This window comes from Pseudomonas putida group bacterium ESBL64, from assembly GCF_045277175.1.
Lineage (GTDB): Bacteria > Pseudomonadota > Gammaproteobacteria > Pseudomonadales > Pseudomonadaceae > Aquipseudomonas > Aquipseudomonas alloputida.
Genome location: NZ_CP145799.1, coordinates 491094 through 508397, shown reverse-complemented (window position 1 = coordinate 508397; position 17304 = coordinate 491094). Strand labels below are relative to the sequence as shown.

Sequence of the window (17304 nt, the reverse complement as noted above, 5' to 3'; positions counted from 1 at the left end):
CTGCGCTTGTTGGGGTGCGTAGCGCCCCCAGCATCGTTGACTGACCGCAACATCGCCGGGGCCGCTCTGCGGCCCTTTCGCGACGCAAGGCCGCTCCCACAGTTGCGCGTACCCGCAGCCAATCCCGCACCTCTCGGCACCCCAATGATGCCGCCAGCCCGTTTCACCGCTACAATGCCCGCCTAAACCGTGACAGCCCGAAAATATAAAGACATGTCCCTTCCAAAGAATCACCTGGAACTGCTCAGCCCTGCCCGTGACGTGGCCATCGCCCGTGAAGCGATCCTGCACGGCGCTGACGCCATCTATATCGGCGGCCCGAGCTTCGGCGCGCGCCATAACGCCTGCAACGAAGTCAGCGATATCGCCGAGCTGGTCGAGTTCGCCCATCGCTACCATGCACGCGTGTTCACCACCATCAACACCATCCTGCACGACAACGAGCTGGAACCGGCGCGCAAGCTGATTCACCAGCTGTACGATGCCGGCGTTGACGCGCTGATCGTGCAGGACCTTGGGGTGATGGAGCTGGACATCCCGCCGATCGAGCTGCATGCCAGCACCCAGACCGACATCCGCACCCTGGAACGGGCCAAGTTCCTCGACCAGGCTGGCTTCTCGCAACTGGTACTGGCGCGGGAGCTGAACCTGCAGCAAATCCGCGCCATCGCCGCCGAAACCGATGCCGCCATCGAGTTCTTCATCCACGGCGCGCTGTGCGTGGCGTTCTCTGGCCAATGCAACATTTCCCATGCGCAGACCGGCCGCAGCGCCAACCGTGGTGATTGCTCGCAAGCCTGCCGCCTGCCCTACACGCTGAAAGATGACCAGGGCCGCGTGGTTGCGTTCGAGAAACACCTGCTGTCGATGAAGGACAACAACCAGACCGCCAACCTGGCTGACCTGGTCGATGCCGGCGTGCGCTCGTTCAAGATCGAGGGCCGCTACAAGGACATGGGCTATGTGAAGAACATCACCGCCCATTACCGCAAAGAGCTCGATGCCATCCTTGAAGACCGCCCTCAGTACGCCCGCGCGTCCAGCGGCCGTACCGAACACTTCTTCCTGCCCGACCCGGATAAAACCTTCCACCGCGGCAGCACCGACTACTTCGTGACCGACCGCAAGGTCGATATCGGCGCCTTCGACTCGCCAACCTTCACCGGCCTGCCGGTGGGCGTAGTGGAAAAGGTCGGCAAGCGTGACATGCAAGTGGTCACCGACGTACCGTTGACCAACGGCGACGGCCTCAATGTGCTGGTCAAGCGCGAAGTGGTGGGCTTCCGCGCCAACATCGCCGAACCGCGGGGCGAATTCGAAGAAGACGGCCAGAAGCGCTACCGCTATCGCGTCGAGCCCAACGAAATGCCCGAAGGCCTGCACAAGCTGCGGCCCAACCACCCGCTGTCGCGCAACCTCGACCACAATTGGCAACAGGCCCTGCAACGCACCTCCTCCGAACGCCGGGTCGGCGTGGAGTGGCACGCCGTCCTGCGCGAGCAGCGCCTGATGCTTACCCTCAGCAGTGAAGAAGGCGTGAGCGTGCAGGTGGCCCTGGACGGCCCATTCGGCGTAGCCAACAAGCCGCAGCAGGCACTGGAGCAGTTGCACGACCTGCTCGGCCAGTTGGGCACCACCCTGTACCACGCCGACCGCATCGAACTGGATGCCCCGCAGGCGTACTTCATTCCCAACTCGCAGCTCAAGGCCCTGCGCCGCGAAGCCATCGAGGCACTGACTGCAGCACGCGTGCAGGCGCATCCGCGTGGCGGGCGCAAGGCCGAGACCACGCCACCGCCGGTGTACCCCGAGTCGCACCTGTCGTTCCTGGCCAACGTATACAACCAGAAGGCCCGCGACTTCTACCACCGCCACGGTGTGCAACTGATCGATGCGGCCTATGAAGCGCATGAAGAACACGGCGAAGTGCCGGTGATGATCACCAAGCACTGCCTGCGCTTCTCCTTCAACCTGTGCCCCAAGCAGGCCAAGGGCGTGACCGGCGTGCGTACCAAGGTGGCACCGATGCAGCTGATTCAGGGTGACGAAGTGCTGACCCTGAAGTTCGACTGCAAGCCGTGCGAGATGCATGTGATCGGCAAGATGAAGAGCCACATCATCGACCTGCCGACCCCGGGCAGCGCGGTGGCCCAGGTGGTGGGGCATATCAGCCCCGAAGACTTGCTCAAGACCATCCCGCGCGGACCGCACTGAGTTCGCCGGGCAGGGCCTCTTCGCTACACGGGCTTGTGGTTTTGGTGGTTCCCTGTAGGAGCGGCTTTAGCCGCGAATACGGTAGCCGCGACAACGGTGAACGGCAGGTGGAAATTGGCCAGCAGGCCCGGCCCTTTCGCGGGTAAACCCGCTCCTACGCAGGCTTGTGGTTCCCCGGTAGGAGCGGGTTTACCCGCGAATACGGTAGCCGCGACAACAGTGAACGGCCGGTGGACATTGGCCAGCAGGCCCGGCCCTTTCGCGGGTAAACCCGCGCCTACGCAGGCTTGTGGCTCCCCGGTAGGAGCGGGTTTACCCGCGAATACGATAGCCGCGACAACAGTGAACGGCGGGTGGAAATTGGCCAGCAGGCCCGGCCCTTTCGCGGGTGAACCCGCTCCTACGCAGGCTTGTGCTTCCCCTGTAGGAGCGGGTTTACCCGCAAATACGGTAGCCGCGACAACGGTGAACGGCGGGTGGACATTGGCTAGCAGGCCCGGCCCTTTCGCGGGTAAACCCGCGCCTACGCAGGCTTGTGGTTCCCCGGTAGGAGCGGGTTTACCCGCGAATACGGTAGCCGCGACAACGGTGAACGGCGGGTGGAAATTGGCCAGCAGGCCCGGCCCTTTCGCGGGTGAACCCGCTCCTACACGGGCTTGTGTAAGAGCGGCTTCAAAGAACAGCGCAAGCGTACCTCAGCAGCGCTCAGCGTATCTGGTGCTTGTGCAACAACCGATAGAACGTCGGCCGTGAAATGCCCAGCACCTTGGCCGCCACGCTCAGGTTGTCGCTGTGCCGGTTGAGCACATCGCACAGCGCCTGGCGCTCGGCGCGCTGCTTGTATTCTTCCAGCGTGCCCAGCGGCTGTTGTTCCGGGTCGAGCAGTTGCAACCCCAAGTCCTGCGCCTCGATCTGCCGTCCTTCGGCCAGCACCAACCCGCGGCGCACGCGGTTGGCCAGTTCGCGCACATTGCCCGGCCAGTCATGCCGCCCCATCGCCGCCAGGGCATGGTCGCTGAACGACCGTGGCCGACGCCCGGTCTCCACACTGTAGAAATGGGCAAAATGGTTGGCCAGCATCGACAGGTCACCATGCCGGTCGCGCAACGGCGCGGTCACCACCTGCAATACGTTCAGGCGGTAATACAGGTCTTCGCGGAAACGCCCTTGCTCGATGGCCCGCTCAAGGTCCACATGGGTGGCCGCCAGCACCCGTACATCCACCGGTATGGGCTGGCTGCCACCCACGCGCTCGATGTGCTTCTCCTGCAAAAAACGCAGCAAGTTGGCCTGCAATTCCAACGGCAGGTCGCCGATTTCATCAAGAAACAATGTGCCGCCATCGGCCGCTTCGATACGCCCGGTCTTGCGCTGGTGGGCACCGGTAAAGGCGCCCTTCTCATGGCCGAACAGTTCGGACTGGATCAAGTGCTCGGGGATCGCCCCGCAGTTAATCGCGATGAACGGCTGCTCGCTGCGTTGCGACTGACGGTGCAAGGTGCGCGCCACCAGCTCTTTGCCGGTGCCGCTCTCCCCGCGGATCAGCACAGGCGATTCGGTGGGTGCCAGTTTACCCAGCAACTTGCGCAACTCGCGGATAGGCCGGCTTTCGCCGAGCAACTCATGGGTTGCCTCATCGACCTTGATGGCCCCCTTGCCGCGCAAGCGCGCCATGCCGAAGGCCCGGCCCAGGGTTACCTGCACGCGGGAGACGTCGAACGGCAGGGTATGGAAGTCGAAAAACCACTCACACACAAAATCACCGAACGCCGGCATGCGCAACTGATCGGCGCTGAGCACGGCAATCCATTCGGTGTTGCTGCGCTTGATCATGTCCTTGACCGCGTCCGGGTGCCTCAGGTGCGAAGCCTGCAAGCGCAATAGCCCGACATCGCACGTGTGGTCCAGCGCAGCCCCGAGCATACAGCTGTCCACATCCCAGCCTGCGTTGCGCAGGCCAGGTAACAAGCGGTGGCAATCGTCGCAGGGGTCGACGATAAGCAAACGGCGTTGAGCGGCAGGCTGCTGCATGACCGATCCTTGGCGCCAGTTTTTGGTTTTTTGAAGTAAAACAGCAAGTTGTGGCGCCCGTTTAACAGTAGCAACGAAGTTGACGGTTCCCAGTACCGTCTGTCTGCCGAATCATTTTTTTACAAACCGCCACGGGAATTTTCGCACTTTATCGACATCACATGGCGGCGCAGGCAAGAACAGCGTCGACCCTGAAAAAAAATTTACAGCCAATGTGTGACTTACCCACGAACAACGAGCATCAGTAGACATAACCCCGCGCTGCACTTCGCGATCAATGAGGCGACTTTGAAGCAACGCGGACTTCACTTCGATGTTTGGGACCATAGAGAGACCGAACCATGAATGCCCCGCTCCGTGTCAACGAAGCACTGCTGATTGCCGACCACGCCTTCGAACCTTTCCAGTGCGTAGCCTGGGATGCACCCAACGGTACTGGTGAACTGAGCCTGGCAGTGATCGACCGGACCAGCACCCGCATCGGCGCCAAGCAAGTGTCGTCGCGCATCTACTCCGACCCGGCCCAGTGGGCCAGCCTGATCGAAGAAGTGCGCGCCGAATTGTGTGAAAAGGGCTACGACCTGCAACCGTGGTCGATGCCGAAGTAATATTGGCCAGCACAACAAGTGCGTGCATGGTCACGCACTTGTACAACTTCTCTGTTGCTGTTGTGGCAACTTTCCCAATTGCGACAACGTGTCGCAACCTGCCAGTTCAATCCACCACCTTGAATTGTTGCAAGTGCTGGTAATCAGCCTGCAATTGTTCTGCCAGACGCTGAGCGCGTCCCAGGCGCACGGGCGCCAGTTCCATATCGACCAACAACGTGGCGCATGGCATCGGCTGCACGGTATTGCTGTGCTGCAGGCGACCGTCGGTGAACACCAGGCAACGCAAGGCCTCTTGCGGATGGGCTCGCTGCCGCGCCTGTAGCCAGTGCCGCGCCTGTTCCAGTGCGGCGATCAGCGGCGTGCCCCCACCTGCTCCCAAGGCCTGCAGCCAGGGTTGCAAGGCAGCGGATGCCTTCAGCCCGTGGCGCTGCCACTGTGGTGTGCGCCCGCTGGCAGTCAGCAGGGCCAGGCGGGCGCGTTGTCGATAGGCTTGGTCGAACAATGCCGCCAGCAGCCCTTTGGTCTGTGCCAGCGCCTGATGGCGCCGGGTTGAAGCCGAGGCATCGACGATCACCAGCCACAATTCTGCCGGCCTGCCTTGGCGCTGCTGCCAGCACAGGTCCTGTCGCTGGCGTGGCCGCCCTTTGAGCAAGGTCGGCAGCCAGGCTACCCGGCCGGCCGCCGCATTTCGCACGAGGCCACGGCGGGTACCGTTCTGCTTGCCTATGCCCGTTCTGGCATCCGCCCCGTTGGCTGGTGGCTGGGGGATGCTCAGGGCTTTTTTGCCCAGTTCGGCACCTCGCGGCGGGCGCCGCTGGCTACCGGCTGTGCCGGTAATGCCCCCCAGTCGCCCTGCCCACCCTGTTCGCCCGGGTTGCCGGCGCCGGGCTGCTGGTCAGGCGGCTGTGGCGCCGACGGCGGGCTGGCCTGGGGCGTCATACGGCGGCGATGGCGCAGGGCGAATTCGGCCACCGCCTCGACATCCACTTCTTCGATAGCTGCAGCCCCACGCCAGGCACAGTGGGCGCGCGCAGCGCGCAGCCACACCAGGTCGGCGCGCAGGCCGTCCACGCCGGCGGCGTAGCAGCGCTCGGTAATCCAGGCAAGCGCCTGGTCATCCAGGGCAATGTCGGCCAAGGCCTGGCGCGCCGCGTGGCAGCGCTCGCGCAGTTGCGCCTGGGCCTGGGCCCAGTGTGCGCAGAACGCCTGAGGGTCACTGTCGAAGGCCAGACGGCGGCGAATGATCTGCTGCCGGGCCTCGGGCTCCGGCAAGCCCTCCAGCGCCACGTTCAAGCCGAAACGGTCGAGCAACTGCGGGCGCAGTTCGCCCTCTTCCGGGTTCATGGTGCCGATCAGTACGAAGCGGGCGCTGTGCCGATGCGAGATACCGTCACGTTCGATACGGTTTGTGCCGCTGGCAGCCACGTCAAGCAACAGATCGACCAAGGTGTCGGGCAGCAGGTTGACCTCATCGACATACAGCACACCGCCGTCGGCCTGGGCCAGCACGCCCGGGGAAAACTGCGCCTTGCCCTGCCCCAGCGCGGCATCCAGGTCGAGGGTGCCGACCAACCGCTCTTCACTGGCGCCCAATGGCAAGGTGACGAACGGGCCTTCGCCAAGCAGGTCGGCCAGGCCACGGGCCAGGGTGCTCTTGGCCATGCCACGCGGCCCTTCGATCAGCACACCACCGATCCTGGGGTCGATGGCGGTCAGGCACAGCGCCAGCTTGAGGTCGTCTGCACCGACCACGGCCGCCAGCGGAAATTGTACGGGTTCACTCATTTCAAGCCTGTTCCTCGCCATCGAGCAGTTGGTCCTCAAGGGCTTCGCGGTAGTCGCCCGGCGCCTGCCACAAGCCGCGCTGCTGGGCCTCCAGCAGGCGCTCGGTGAGGTCGCGAAGGGCCTCGGGGTTGTGCTCGCGCATGAAATCGCGGGTCGCCGGGTCGAGCACATAGGCATCGGCCAGCCCCTGGTAATGATGGTCGTCGATCAGGTGCGTGGTGGCGTCGAAGGCGAACAGGTTGTCGACTGTCGCGGCCATCTCGAAGGCACCCTTGTAGCCGTGACGCTTGACCCCGTCGATCCACTTGGGATTGAGCGCACGCGCGCGGATCACCCGGTTCAGCTCTTCCTTGAGAGTACGGATGCGCGGTCGGTCGGCCTGGCTGTGGTCGCCATGGTAGCTGGCCACCACCGCCCCGGACAGGGTTTCCGAGGCCGCCAGCATGCCGCCCTGGAACTGGTAGTAATCGTTGGAATCGAGCAGGTCGTGCTCGTGGTTGTCCTGGTTCTGCAGCACCGCCTGCACCTTGGCCAGGCGCTGGGCGAACTGGGCGCGGGCCGGGGTGCCGTCGTCGCTGCCGCCGTAGGCATAGCCGCCGTGGTTGAGGTAGACCTCTGCCAGGTCATCGCGGCTGTGCCACAAGCGCCCGTCGATGGCGTTCTGCACCCCGGCACCGTAAGCGCCGGGTTTGGCACCGAACACCCGCCAGCCAGCCTGACGTGCAGCCTGCTCGGCATCCACGCCTTGAGCCTGCAGCGCGGCCCGCTCGCTGCGCACACGGGCAGCCAGGGGGTTGAGGTCGTCAGGTTCGTCCAGCGCGGCCACGGCCTGCACGGCGGCGTCGAACAGGCGGATCAGGTTACCGAAGGCATCGCGGAAGAAGCCGGAAACGCGCAAGGTCACATCCACCCGCGGGCGGTCGAGCAGGCTCAACGGCAAGATTTCGAAGTCGTCGACGCGCTGGCTTCCGGTGGCCCAGACAGGCCGCACGCCCATCAGCGCCATGGCCTGCGCGATGTCGTCGCCGCCGGTGCGCATGGTCGCCGTGCCCCACACCGACAGGCCGAGCTGACGCAAGTGATCGCCGTGGTCCTGCAGATGGCGCTCGAGGATCAGGCTGGCCGAGGCGAAGCCCAGGCGCCAGGCTGTGGTGGTGGGCAGGTTGCGCACGTCCACCGTATAGAAGTTGCGGCCAGTGGGCAGCACATCGAGGCGCCCTCGGCTAGGCGCACCACTGGGGCCGGCGGGCACGAAGCGCCCGGCCAGTGCCGCCAGCAGGCCATGCATTTCAGCCGTGCCGCAGGCGTCCAGGCTGGGTGCGACCGCTTCACGCAGGGCTTGCACTACAGCGTGCACCGGTTGCCACTCACTCAGGTCGGGTAACTGTGCCGTGCCCTCCAGTGCCTGCCCGATCACCTGCAGTGCCAGCAGCTCAAGGCGCTCGCGGGTGTCGCCACAGGTGCGCCAAGGTTCATTGCTCATGGCCTGCAGCTGTTCAGGGCGTATGCCCTGCCACGGCTGCCCAAGGTCGCAGTCGAGCGGGTCCCAGCCCGGCACCAGTGCTTTGGCCAAAGCCCGCAGCAGGCTGGCATTACCGCCACGGCCGTCGCCACGCTCGACCCGCAACAACGCCAGCAGCGTATCCAGGCGTAGCCGCCCCTCAGGTGACTGACCAAACACGTGCAGGCCATCGCGAATTTGCGACTCCTTCAGGTCGCACAGGTAGGTATCCAGGCGCGGCAGCCAGAGCGCCGCATCGTCCAGTTGCCCTTCCAGTTGCAATTCACGGTCGATGTGGTTGGCCTTGACCAGCTCGAGGATGTCACGCTGCAACTCGCGGGCACGCCGTGGGTCGAGCAACTGCGCTTCATAGAACTCGTCGGCCAGTTGTTCCAGGTGGCGCAGCGGGCCATAGGTTTCGGCACGGGTCAGCGGCGGCATCAGGTGGTCGATGATCACCGCCTGGGTGCGGCGCTTGGCCTGGGCACCCTCGCCCGGGTCATTGACGATGAACGGGTAGATGTTCGGCAGCGGACCCAGCAGCGCGTCCGGCCAGCACTGCGCCGACAGCCCGACGCCTTTGCCGGGCAGCCATTCGAGGTTGCCATGCTTGCCGACGTGGATCACCGCATCGGCGGCAAATGCGTGACGCAACCAGAAGTGAAATGCCAGGTAGCCATGCGGTGGCACCAGGTCAGGGTCGTGATACACCGCGCTAGGGTCCACCTGGTAGCCCCGCGCCGGCTGGATACCGACGAAGGTCAAGCCAAAGCGCAGGCCGGCAACCATCAGCCGGCCGCTGCGGTACATCGGATCCTGTTCGGGCGGCCCCCAGCGTTCCAGCACTGCCTGGCGGTTGGCCTGCGGCAGGCGCTCGAAGGCCACCTGGTAATCGGCCAGGCTCAGGCTCTGGGCACAGGGGCGCTGGTCGAGGTGGTCGAGGTCGTTGGTCACCCCACCGAGCAGTTGGTGGATCAGTTGCGTACCGCTGCCCGGCAACTCGGCCAGCGGATAGCCTTCGGCCTGCAACGCCTTGAGGATGTTGAGTGCGGCGGCGGGCGTGTCCAGGCCGACGCCATTGCCAATGCGGCCGTCGCGAGTCGGGTAGTTGGCCAGCACCAGGGCCACACGCTTCTGGGCATTGGGCAGGCGGGCCAGCTCGACCCAGCGGCGGGCCAGCTCGGCGACAAAGTCCATGCGCTCGGGGTGGGCGCGGTAGCAGACAACGTCGGACTGGCTGCGCTCGCTGCGCCAGGCCATGTCCTTGAAGCTGACCGGGCGCGTGATGATGCGCCCGTCCAGCTCCGGCAATGCAATGTGCATGGCCAGGTCGCGCGCGCCCAGGCCCTGCTCGCTGGCTTCCCAGCCTGGCTGGTTGTCCTGCGCGCAGATGGCCTGAAGCACCGGGATGTCGCGGCGAAACGGGCGCAGGTTGGGGCGCTCGGGGCTGGACAAGGCGAAACCGGTGGTATTGACCAGCACTTCGGCGCCGACCTCGTCCAGCCAGGCTTCGACCTGTTCCAGGCAGGCGCTTTCCTTGAGGCTGGCCACGGCGATCGGCAACGGGTTCAGGCCGGCAGCCTGCAGGCGCTGGCAGAACACGTCGATGAAGGCGGTATTGGCCGCTTGCAGGTGCGAACGGTAGAACAGCAACGGCGCCACTGGCTGCTCGGGGTGCCAGTGCGGGTACCAGTCCTCGAGTGTCGCACTGCCCTTGGCGGGGTGATAGACCGCCGTGCGCGGCAAAGGCTGCGGCTCGTCCCAGGCATAGTCGCGGCCCAGCCATTGGCTAGCCAGGCAGTTGAACAGGTTGATGGCGTTGGCCTTGCCGCCCTGGCGCAGGTAATGCCAAAGCCGCTCGGCCTGCTCACCGCGGACGTTGCCCAGGCGGGTCAGCTCCGGGTCCGGGCGGTCATCGCCCGGCACCAGAATCAGCTGCACGCCACGGGCGGCCAGCTCGACCAGTTGTTCGACACCATAGCGCCAGTAACCAACGCCACCGTGCAGCGACACCAGGATGACCTTGGCGTGGCGCAGCACCTGGTCGACATACAGGTCGACCGAGGCATGGTTCTGCACCTGCATCGGGTTGGCCAGGCGCAGGCTGGGAAAGTCTTCGGGCAATTGCTCGGCGGTGTCGGCGAGCAAGGCCAGGTGTGAATCGCCGCTGCAGAGAATCACCAGCTCGGCGGGTGTCTGGCCGAGGTCGGCAATGCTGTCATCCGGTACGAAACCACCGGGCTGGGTCCGCAGCAGGTGCATGGGTCAGGCGCCCAGTGCCTGGCGCAGGCGCGCTTCCAGCTGGGCAGCATCGAGGTCCTGGCCGATCAGCACCAGGCGGGTGATGCGCGGCTCATCGGCGCGCCAGGCGCGGTCGAAGTGCTTGTCGAAACGGGTGCCCACGCCTTGTACCAGCAGGCGCATCGGCTTGCCCGGGATGGCGGCGAAGCCTTTGGCGCGCAGGATACCGAACTCCACCACCAGCAGGGTCAGCGCATCGAGCAGCAGGCTTTCGTCGGCTTCAGGCAGGTCGATTGAGATAGAGTCGAAAGCGTCGTGGTCATGATCGTCATGATCGTCGCCATCGTGGTGCGAATCGTGGTGGGTTCGGCGGCCATCGATATGCGCCTCGGACTCGGCACCCACGCCCAGCAGCACCTCCAGTGGCAGCTTGCCGCTGCTGGCCTCGATCACCTTCACCGCCGGCGGCAGTTCTTCGGCCACCTCGGCACGCACCTTGGCCAGGCCTTCGGCGTCGATCAGGTCGGCCTTGTTCAACACCACCAGGTCGGCGCTGGCCAACTGGTCAGCAAACAGCTCATGCAGGGGCGATTCATGGTCCAGGTTAGGGTCGAGCTTGCGCTGGGCATCGACCTGGTCCGGGTAGGCAGCAAAGGTGCCAGCGGCCACGGCCGGGCTGTCGACCACGGTGATGACCGCATCGACGGTGCAGGCGTTACGGATTTCCGGCCACTGGAACGCTTGTACCAATGGCTTGGGCAGGGCCAGGCCGCTGGTTTCGATGAGGATGTGGTCGAGGTCGCCACGGCGGGCCACCAGCTCGCGCATCACCGGGAAGAATTCTTCCTGCACGGTGCAGCACAGGCAGCCGTTGGCCAGCTCGTAGACGCGGCCGCTGGCTTCTTCTTCGGTGCACCCGATGCTGCACTGCTTGAGGATCTCGCCATCGATGCCCAGTTCGCCGAACTCGTTGACGATGACCGCAATGCGGCGCCCCTGGGCGTTGTCGAGCATGTGGCGCAGCAAGGTGGTCTTGCCCGATCCGAGGAAGCCGGTGACGATGGTGACGGGGAGCTTGGCCAGTGTTTTCATGTCGCATTGCCCTTGGCAGTGTGGCGCGGGCATGCAGGACGACAGCCGCAGGCCAGGCCGGCCGGGCTTGTTCGCCACCGGATCACCCCGCCCGGTTGAAAGTCGAAAACGTGACGAGGCAGGTCTCCTGGCTTGCACCGTTCCATGTCCCCGTTCAGTCGAACAGCGGGCTGGCGGGATGACGCCTTCCCGCGCGCTGGCGCAGTGGCTGTGTCGATCCGTTGTCGGTGCTTACAGTTGCGGGGGCAGCCGCGGCTTGTACCGCGTTCCCGTCTTAGCTTCGGCCAGGCCGAAGAACCTCGAAGTGGGCAAGGCTACGCAGTGGCTGGCGGGTGGTCAACCATTGCTGCCGGCTGGTCGACCATAAGGGGAGCAACTGCGCTACAGTGGCACCTTTTCAACGGACAAGGACGCCCCATGCCCCTCGCCCCCGCCCTACCGGTACTGCGCATGTTCTCGGCCGACAAGGCCAAGGCTTTCTACCTGGATTGTCTGCAGGTGCAGGGGCAGGCCCCGTTAGACAACCACCTGCGCTTTTGCCAGCAGATCGATGACGAGGCCAACCCATGAAGGCACTGGGCAAACGCGAAATAGGCCGCCTGGAGCGGGAGTTGGTGGCATGCCTGACCGATGCCTGCGAAACCGCCAAGGCGGAGATTGTCGGCTTCTGTTGGCTAACCCATCGCCTCAACCCGGAGGACTTTCCGAGCAGCCTGCGTATTACCTGGGTATTCGAGCAAGAGGCCGACAAGGCAGCGGCCGTGGTCGGTGATGCGAAGGCGCGCATGCTGGCACTTACCGCTCTGGCGCTGGAGCAAGCCGGCATTGAGCTGGACCATCCGGCCTGGCATGTACGATTCGACAGTGAAGAAGCCTGCGCGCACGGCCACGGCGGAGACTGGGCCAAGCGCTTGCAGACGCAGCGCTGAGCCCCAACCGGCAGCCGGTGCTTTACCCGGCCCCAGACGGTCCGTTAGGCTACGCATTCTCTAAATGACGAGGTGTTCGTCCAATGCGCCATTGATGCCGCCGTCCGTTCGACGGCCAGTCTTCAGCCTCCGGTTCGTTCCGGAGATGTCGCGGCATTTGTGGAGTTGTGCATGACGAACACGTCGATTCTGACGCTGGACAGCGTCTCCTTGGCCTTGCCTGATGGCAGGCCGCTGTTTAGCAACCTCAACGAAACCTTCGACCAACGCCGCACCGGCCTGGTCGGGCGCAATGGCGTGGGCAAAAGCCTGCTAGGGCAGATTCTTGCCGGCCGGCGTGAACCGAGCAGCGGCCATTGTCGGCGCCTCGGGCCTGTCCATTTGCTGGACCAGCAAGTCATCGCGCGCAGCGCCACGCTGGCCGACCTGGCCCAAGTGGGGCCGGTGATTGCGGCGCTGGAGCGCATCGAGCAAGGCAGCATCAAGCCCCAGGATTTCGACACCGTTGGCGAGCGCTGGGATATCCGCGAGCAATTGCAGCTGCAGCTTGAGGGCCACGGGCTGGGTCAACTCGACTGGCGCCAGCCCGCACGGACCCTGAGCGGTGGCCAAGCCATGCGCGTGGCACTGATTGGCGCGTGGCTCAGCGATGCCGATTACCTGATCCTCGATGAGCCAAGCAATCACCTGGACAGCAACGCCCGTGCCCAGCTGCTGAGCATGATCGAAGCCTGGGACCGTGGCTTGCTGGTGATTAGCCACGACCGCAGCCTGCTGGCGCACATGGCACGCATTGTCGAATTATCCAGCCTGGGCTTGCAGGCCTACGGTGGCAACTACAGCCTCTATAGTGCGCAAAAAGCCAACCAGACGGCGCAGGCGCAGCAGCAACTTGCCCGGCTGAAGCAGGAGCAGCAACGCCAGGCCCGTGAACTGCAGCGCCAACGCGAAGACCTGGAGCGCCATCAAGCCCGGGCCGGGCGCCAAGCCAAGCACGCCAACCAGGCCAAAATCCTGGTCGACCGCAAGCAGGAGCGCAGCCAGGCCACTGCTGGCAAGCAGCGCCGCGACCATCGCGATGCTCGGCAAACGCTACTGGGCAAAGTGCGTGACGCCGCCCGCGAGGTGGAGCAAGACAGCGCTATTACCTTGCACGCGCCCACTCCTCAGCGTCATCCGGGCCGAGAGGTCTTGGCCTTGCAGGCACTTTGCTTGCCCCATGGCACCCGCAAAGCGCTTGACCTGCGCTTGTGCCTGGGCCAGCGCGTAGGGCTGATCGGCGCCAATGGCAGTGGCAAGTCCACCCTGCTCAGGCTGCTGAATGGGGAATTGCCAGCATCGCCCGACAATGTGCGCCTCAGTGGCGAGACCGCCCTACTCGACCAGCACTGCAGCACACTGGCAGGCAACCGCAGCGTGCTCGAACACCTGCGCCAAGCCAACCCGACGCTGGCCCAGGGAAAATTGCGCAGCCGCCTGGCGCAACTGGGCCTGGATGCGGCCCGTATCGAACTGCCCAGTAGCCTGCTGAGCGGCGGCGAGCGTATGAAGGCGGCGCTGGCCGCCGTGCTGTACCGCGAACGGCCGCTCGATCTGTTGCTGCTGGACGAACCCGGCAACCACCTGGACCTGCCATCGCTGGCAGCCCTGGAAGGTATGCTTGGGCAGTTTCGCGGGGCGCTGATAGTGGCGTCCCATGATGCGGTATTGCTGGAAAACCTGGCGCTGGATGAGTACTTGCTGTTGTAGACACCGAAAAAAAAGCATCGCAGCCTATCAATTCGTGACTGGCCGTTCCCGATCCGCCAAGGATGGTTTAAGGTGGCATGGTGCGCATATAACAGCAGCCCGAGCGATCGGGCACTTGCAAGACAATGAGGGTGTCATGAGCAACGAAAGCATTAATTGGGACAAGCTGGGTTTCGACTACATCAAGACCGACAAACGCTACCTGTCCGTATGGCGCAATGGCGAGTGGGACAAGGGCACCCTGACCGAAGACAACGTACTGCACATCAGTGAAGGCTCCACGGCCCTGCACTACGGCCAGCAGTGCTTCGAAGGCCTGAAGGCCTACCGTTGCAAGGACGGCTCGATCAACCTGTTCCGCCCGGACCAGAACGCGGCCCGCATGCAGCGCAGCTGCGCACGCCTGCTGATGCCGCACGTGCCGACCGATGTGTTCATCGAAGCGTGCAAGCAAGTGGTCAAGGCGAATGAAAAGTTCGTGCCACCGCACGGCAAAGGCGCCCTGTACCTGCGCCCGTTCGTGATCGGCACCGGCGACAACATTGGCGTGCGCACCGCCCCCGAGTTCATCTTCTCGGTGTTCGCCATCCCGGTTGGTTCGTACTTCAAGGGCGGTATGAAGCCGCACAACTTCCAGATTTCCAGCTTCGACCGTGCTGCCCCACAGGGCACCGGCGCGGCCAAGGTCGGTGGCAACTACGCTGCCAGCCTGCAGCCGGGTGCTGAAGCGAAGAAGGCCAACTTCGCCGACGCCATCTACCTCGACCCGCTGACCCACACCAAGATCGAGGAAGTCGGTTCGGCCAACTTCTTCGGCATCACCGCCAACAACGAGTTCGTCACCCCGAAATCGGCCTCGGTACTGCCAGGCATCACCCGCCTCTCGCTGATGGAACTGGCGCAATCGCGTCTGGGCCTGACCGTGATCGAAGGCGATGTCGAGATCAGCAAGCTGGACCGCTTCGTCGAAGCCGGTGCCTGCGGTACCGCAGCCGTGATCACCCCGATCGGCGGCATCGAGTACAACGGCAAGCTGCACGTGTTCCACGACCTGGAAAAGGTCGGCCCGGTTACCCAGAAGCTCTACAACGAGCTGACCGGTATCCAGAGCGGCGATGTAGAGGCACCGGCAGGCTGGATCGTCAAGGTCGCCTGAGGCGCATCAGCTGTATGAAAACGGGGCATGCCAGCGATGGCATGCCCCGTTTTTCATGGGTTTATACGGTCACCTTGGGCGGTTGTACCCGCAAAGCAGGCGACGCGGGGCATGACACCGGCTGCGCCCACCCCCCCACATGTGTCCACCACCGTGGTAGGAGCGGGTTTACCCGCGAATACGGTGGCGGCAGCGACGGTGAACGGCGGGTGGAGATTGGCCAGCAGGCCCGGCCCTTTCGCGGGTGAACCCGCTCCTACGGCGGCCTGCGCCCAACAACCGACCTGTGCCCCCCATGGTAGGAGCGGGTTTACCCGCGAATACGGTGGCGGCAGCGACGGTGAACGGCGGGTGGAGATTGGCCAGCAGGCCCGGCCCTTTCGCGGGTGAACCCGCTCCTACGACGGCCTGTCCCCAACCACCGACCTGTGTCCACCTCCGATCAGTGAACCGCGCCAGGTGGCAGAATCATGCCAGGTGCCGCTGCACCAGCAGGTGCCGGGCTTTGTCGAACGCCCAGTTGTAGACCACGGTGTAGGGCAGGATGATCACGAAGAAGCCCAGCTCCACCATGAACGCCTGCAGCAGCGAAATCTCCAGCATCCAAGCCGCCACCGGCAGGCACCACACCACCAGGCCGGCTTCGAAGCCAAGACCGTGCACGAAACGCGTACTGGCCTTCCAGTTGATGCGTTCGGTTTGCACCCAGCGATCAACCAGTGCGTTGTAAACCATGTTCCACAGCATGGCGATCACCGACAGGGTCACCGCCAGCGCGCCCGCCGTTGCCAACGACTTGCCCATGATCCAGGACAGCAGCGGCGCACACAGCAGTACCGCAAAAACTTCATAGCCAACGGCGTGGACCAGGCGTTCGGTGAAAGACACGTTTTTCATTGCACATTCCATCCATTGCGGGAGTCGTGCTTCCCATTTTCTTTGATAGAACTGATACTCGCGACATAGCTACCATCGGTTTTATCAATACCATGCGTTACTCTCCCGAAGCTCTGGTCGCCTTTACCGAAGCCGCCTCACTCGGTTCGTTTTCTGCGGCGGCGCGCAAGCTGCGCAAAAGCCAGTCCACTGTCAGCATCGCCATCGCCAATTTCGAGGCCGATATCGGCTGCCCGCTGTTTGACCGCAATGGCCGCCACCCCACGCTCAATGAGGCGGGCAGGCAGGTGCTGAGCCATGTCGAGGCGATTCTCGATGCCAGCGCCCAGCTCGATGCGCTGGCAGTGCGACTGGCGCAAAATGTCGAGGCGCTGGTATCTGTGGTGATGTCGGACAGCTACAGCGTAACGTTCCAGGGGGCGGTGATGACTCGTTTTGCCCAGCACTACCCCCATACCGAGCTACGCTGCGGCCCGGCGGAGGACGCTGATGTGATCGAGATGATCCAGCAGGGCCTGGCCCATGTCGGCATCCTTGCCACACAGCCCGGCTACCCCGCCGACGTGGCCGTGGCGCGCTTGCCGGAGCAGGCAGAGTTCGGCGTGTATGTCGCCAGCGAGCATCCGCTGGCAAGCCTGGCGCAGGTAAAGGCGCAGCATCTGGAGAACGCACGACAGCTGTACATCAAGACCTATGCCCCCAGCCTGCACCATGGCCGTGGCCAAGCGTGGTCGGCACCGGATTACCTTACCCTGCTGGAGTTCGCCGTGCGCGGGTTTGGCTGGGCCGAGCTGCCCAGGGCGCTGGTAAAACGGTTTGGCAACGAGCTGGTGGAGTTGCAGATAGCGGGTTACCCCCGGCGGGTGGATATGGATGTGGCCTGGTCGAGCCGGCGTGCCTTGGGGCCGGCCGGGCAATGGCTGGTGCGACAGATGTTGGGGCAATAGTTGTGTCGCCTGCCCGAACTTGAAGTGCGCCCAGACACAACAACCGGTACACCCAGCGACAAGCCTTCCCCCCACCCCGCCCCTTAGCCTGTCACCACGCGCCGCCCCGCTGCGGCACGCACCCAAAAAGCACAAGAACAAACGTTGGTGA

Annotated in this window: 13 protein-coding genes and 1 riboswitch; of the genes, 7 read left to right on the top strand and 6 right to left on the bottom strand. The window is 64.3% G+C overall.

The window, feature by feature from the left end; all coding sequences use genetic code 11:
- The first annotated feature begins 213 nt into the window (after positions 1-213).
- On the top strand, positions 214-2214 hold the full coding sequence (locus tag V6093_RS02240; protein WP_003247926.1) for a U32 family peptidase: 2001 nt from the start codon (positions 214-216) through the stop codon (positions 2212-2214).
- Positions 2215-2919: 705 nt separating this feature from the next.
- On the opposite strand, the gene V6093_RS02235 is transcribed toward V6093_RS02240, so the two are convergent.
- On the bottom strand, positions 2920-4245 hold the full coding sequence (locus V6093_RS02235; RefSeq protein WP_003247925.1) for a sigma-54 dependent transcriptional regulator: 1326 nt from the start codon (positions 4243-4245) through the stop codon (positions 2920-2922).
- Between the two features lie 341 nt (positions 4246-4586).
- On the opposite strand from V6093_RS02235, the gene V6093_RS02230 reads away from it, so the two are divergent.
- Complete coding sequence (locus V6093_RS02230) at positions 4587-4853, top strand: hypothetical protein (RefSeq protein WP_003247923.1); 267 nt, start codon at positions 4587-4589, stop codon at positions 4851-4853.
- Positions 4854-4959: 106 nt separating this feature from the next.
- On the opposite strand, the gene V6093_RS02225 is transcribed toward V6093_RS02230, so the two are convergent.
- The 4 genes from V6093_RS02225 to cobW all read right to left on the bottom strand — a co-directional run bounded on the left by V6093_RS02225 (position 4960) and on the right by cobW (position 11475).
- The gene (locus tag V6093_RS02225; RefSeq protein ID WP_012052138.1) at positions 4960-5550 is read right to left on the bottom strand and encodes a VWA domain-containing protein; all 591 of its coding nucleotides are present in this window, start codon (positions 5548-5550) and stop codon (positions 4960-4962) included.
- A gap of 77 nt (positions 5551-5627) precedes the next feature.
- Positions 5628-6641: an ATP-binding protein gene (locus V6093_RS02220; RefSeq protein ID WP_004577135.1), complete on the bottom strand. Its 1014-nt coding sequence runs from the start codon at positions 6639-6641 to the stop codon at positions 5628-5630.
- Between the two features lies 1 nt (position 6642).
- Positions 6643-10404 carry a cobaltochelatase subunit CobN gene (gene cobN / locus V6093_RS02215; protein ID WP_047603834.1) on the bottom strand — a complete coding sequence of 1254 codons (3762 nt, stop codon included), beginning with the start codon at positions 10402-10404 and terminating at the stop codon, positions 6643-6645.
- 3 nt (positions 10405-10407) lie between these two features.
- On the bottom strand, positions 10408-11475 hold the full coding sequence (gene cobW, locus V6093_RS02210; protein WP_004577133.1) for a cobalamin biosynthesis protein CobW: 1068 nt from the start codon (positions 11473-11475) through the stop codon (positions 10408-10410).
- A gap of 99 nt (positions 11476-11574) precedes the next feature.
- Positions 11575-11792, bottom strand: a riboswitch (cobalamin riboswitch).
- A 100-nt stretch (positions 11793-11892) separates the two neighbouring features.
- Here cobW and V6093_RS02205 point away from each other — a divergent pair.
- The 4 genes from V6093_RS02205 to V6093_RS02190 all read left to right on the top strand — a co-directional run bounded on the left by V6093_RS02205 (position 11893) and on the right by V6093_RS02190 (position 15309).
- On the top strand, positions 11893-12045 hold the full coding sequence (locus tag V6093_RS02205; protein ID WP_004577132.1) for a hypothetical protein: 153 nt from the start codon (positions 11893-11895) through the stop codon (positions 12043-12045).
- A complete protein-coding gene (locus V6093_RS02200; RefSeq protein ID WP_004577131.1) occupies positions 12042-12404 on the top strand; it encodes a hypothetical protein in 363 nt (120 codons plus the stop codon). The genes V6093_RS02205 and V6093_RS02200 overlap by 4 nt, the downstream gene beginning before the upstream one ends.
- Before the next feature lie 171 nt (positions 12405-12575).
- Positions 12576-14153 (top strand): ATP-binding cassette domain-containing protein, encoded by a 1578-nt coding sequence (locus V6093_RS02195; RefSeq protein ID WP_265980127.1) that lies wholly within the window; start codon positions 12576-12578, stop codon positions 14151-14153.
- 136 nt (positions 14154-14289) lie between these two features.
- Positions 14290-15309, top strand: coding sequence for a branched-chain amino acid aminotransferase (locus V6093_RS02190; protein WP_003247906.1), 1020 nt, complete (start codon positions 14290-14292; stop codon positions 15307-15309).
- Between the two features lie 468 nt (positions 15310-15777).
- Here V6093_RS02190 and V6093_RS02185 read toward each other — a convergent pair whose 3' ends face one another.
- Positions 15778-16206 carry a multidrug/biocide efflux PACE transporter gene (locus V6093_RS02185; RefSeq protein ID WP_004577017.1) on the bottom strand — a complete coding sequence of 143 codons (429 nt, stop codon included), beginning with the start codon at positions 16204-16206 and terminating at the stop codon, positions 15778-15780.
- Between the two features lie 92 nt (positions 16207-16298).
- Here V6093_RS02185 and V6093_RS02180 point away from each other — a divergent pair, with 92 nt between their 5' ends.
- Positions 16299-17153, top strand: a complete 855-nt coding sequence (locus tag V6093_RS02180) for a LysR family transcriptional regulator (protein ID WP_003247901.1) — start codon at positions 16299-16301, stop codon at positions 17151-17153.
- Positions 17154-17304 lie beyond the last annotated feature (151 nt).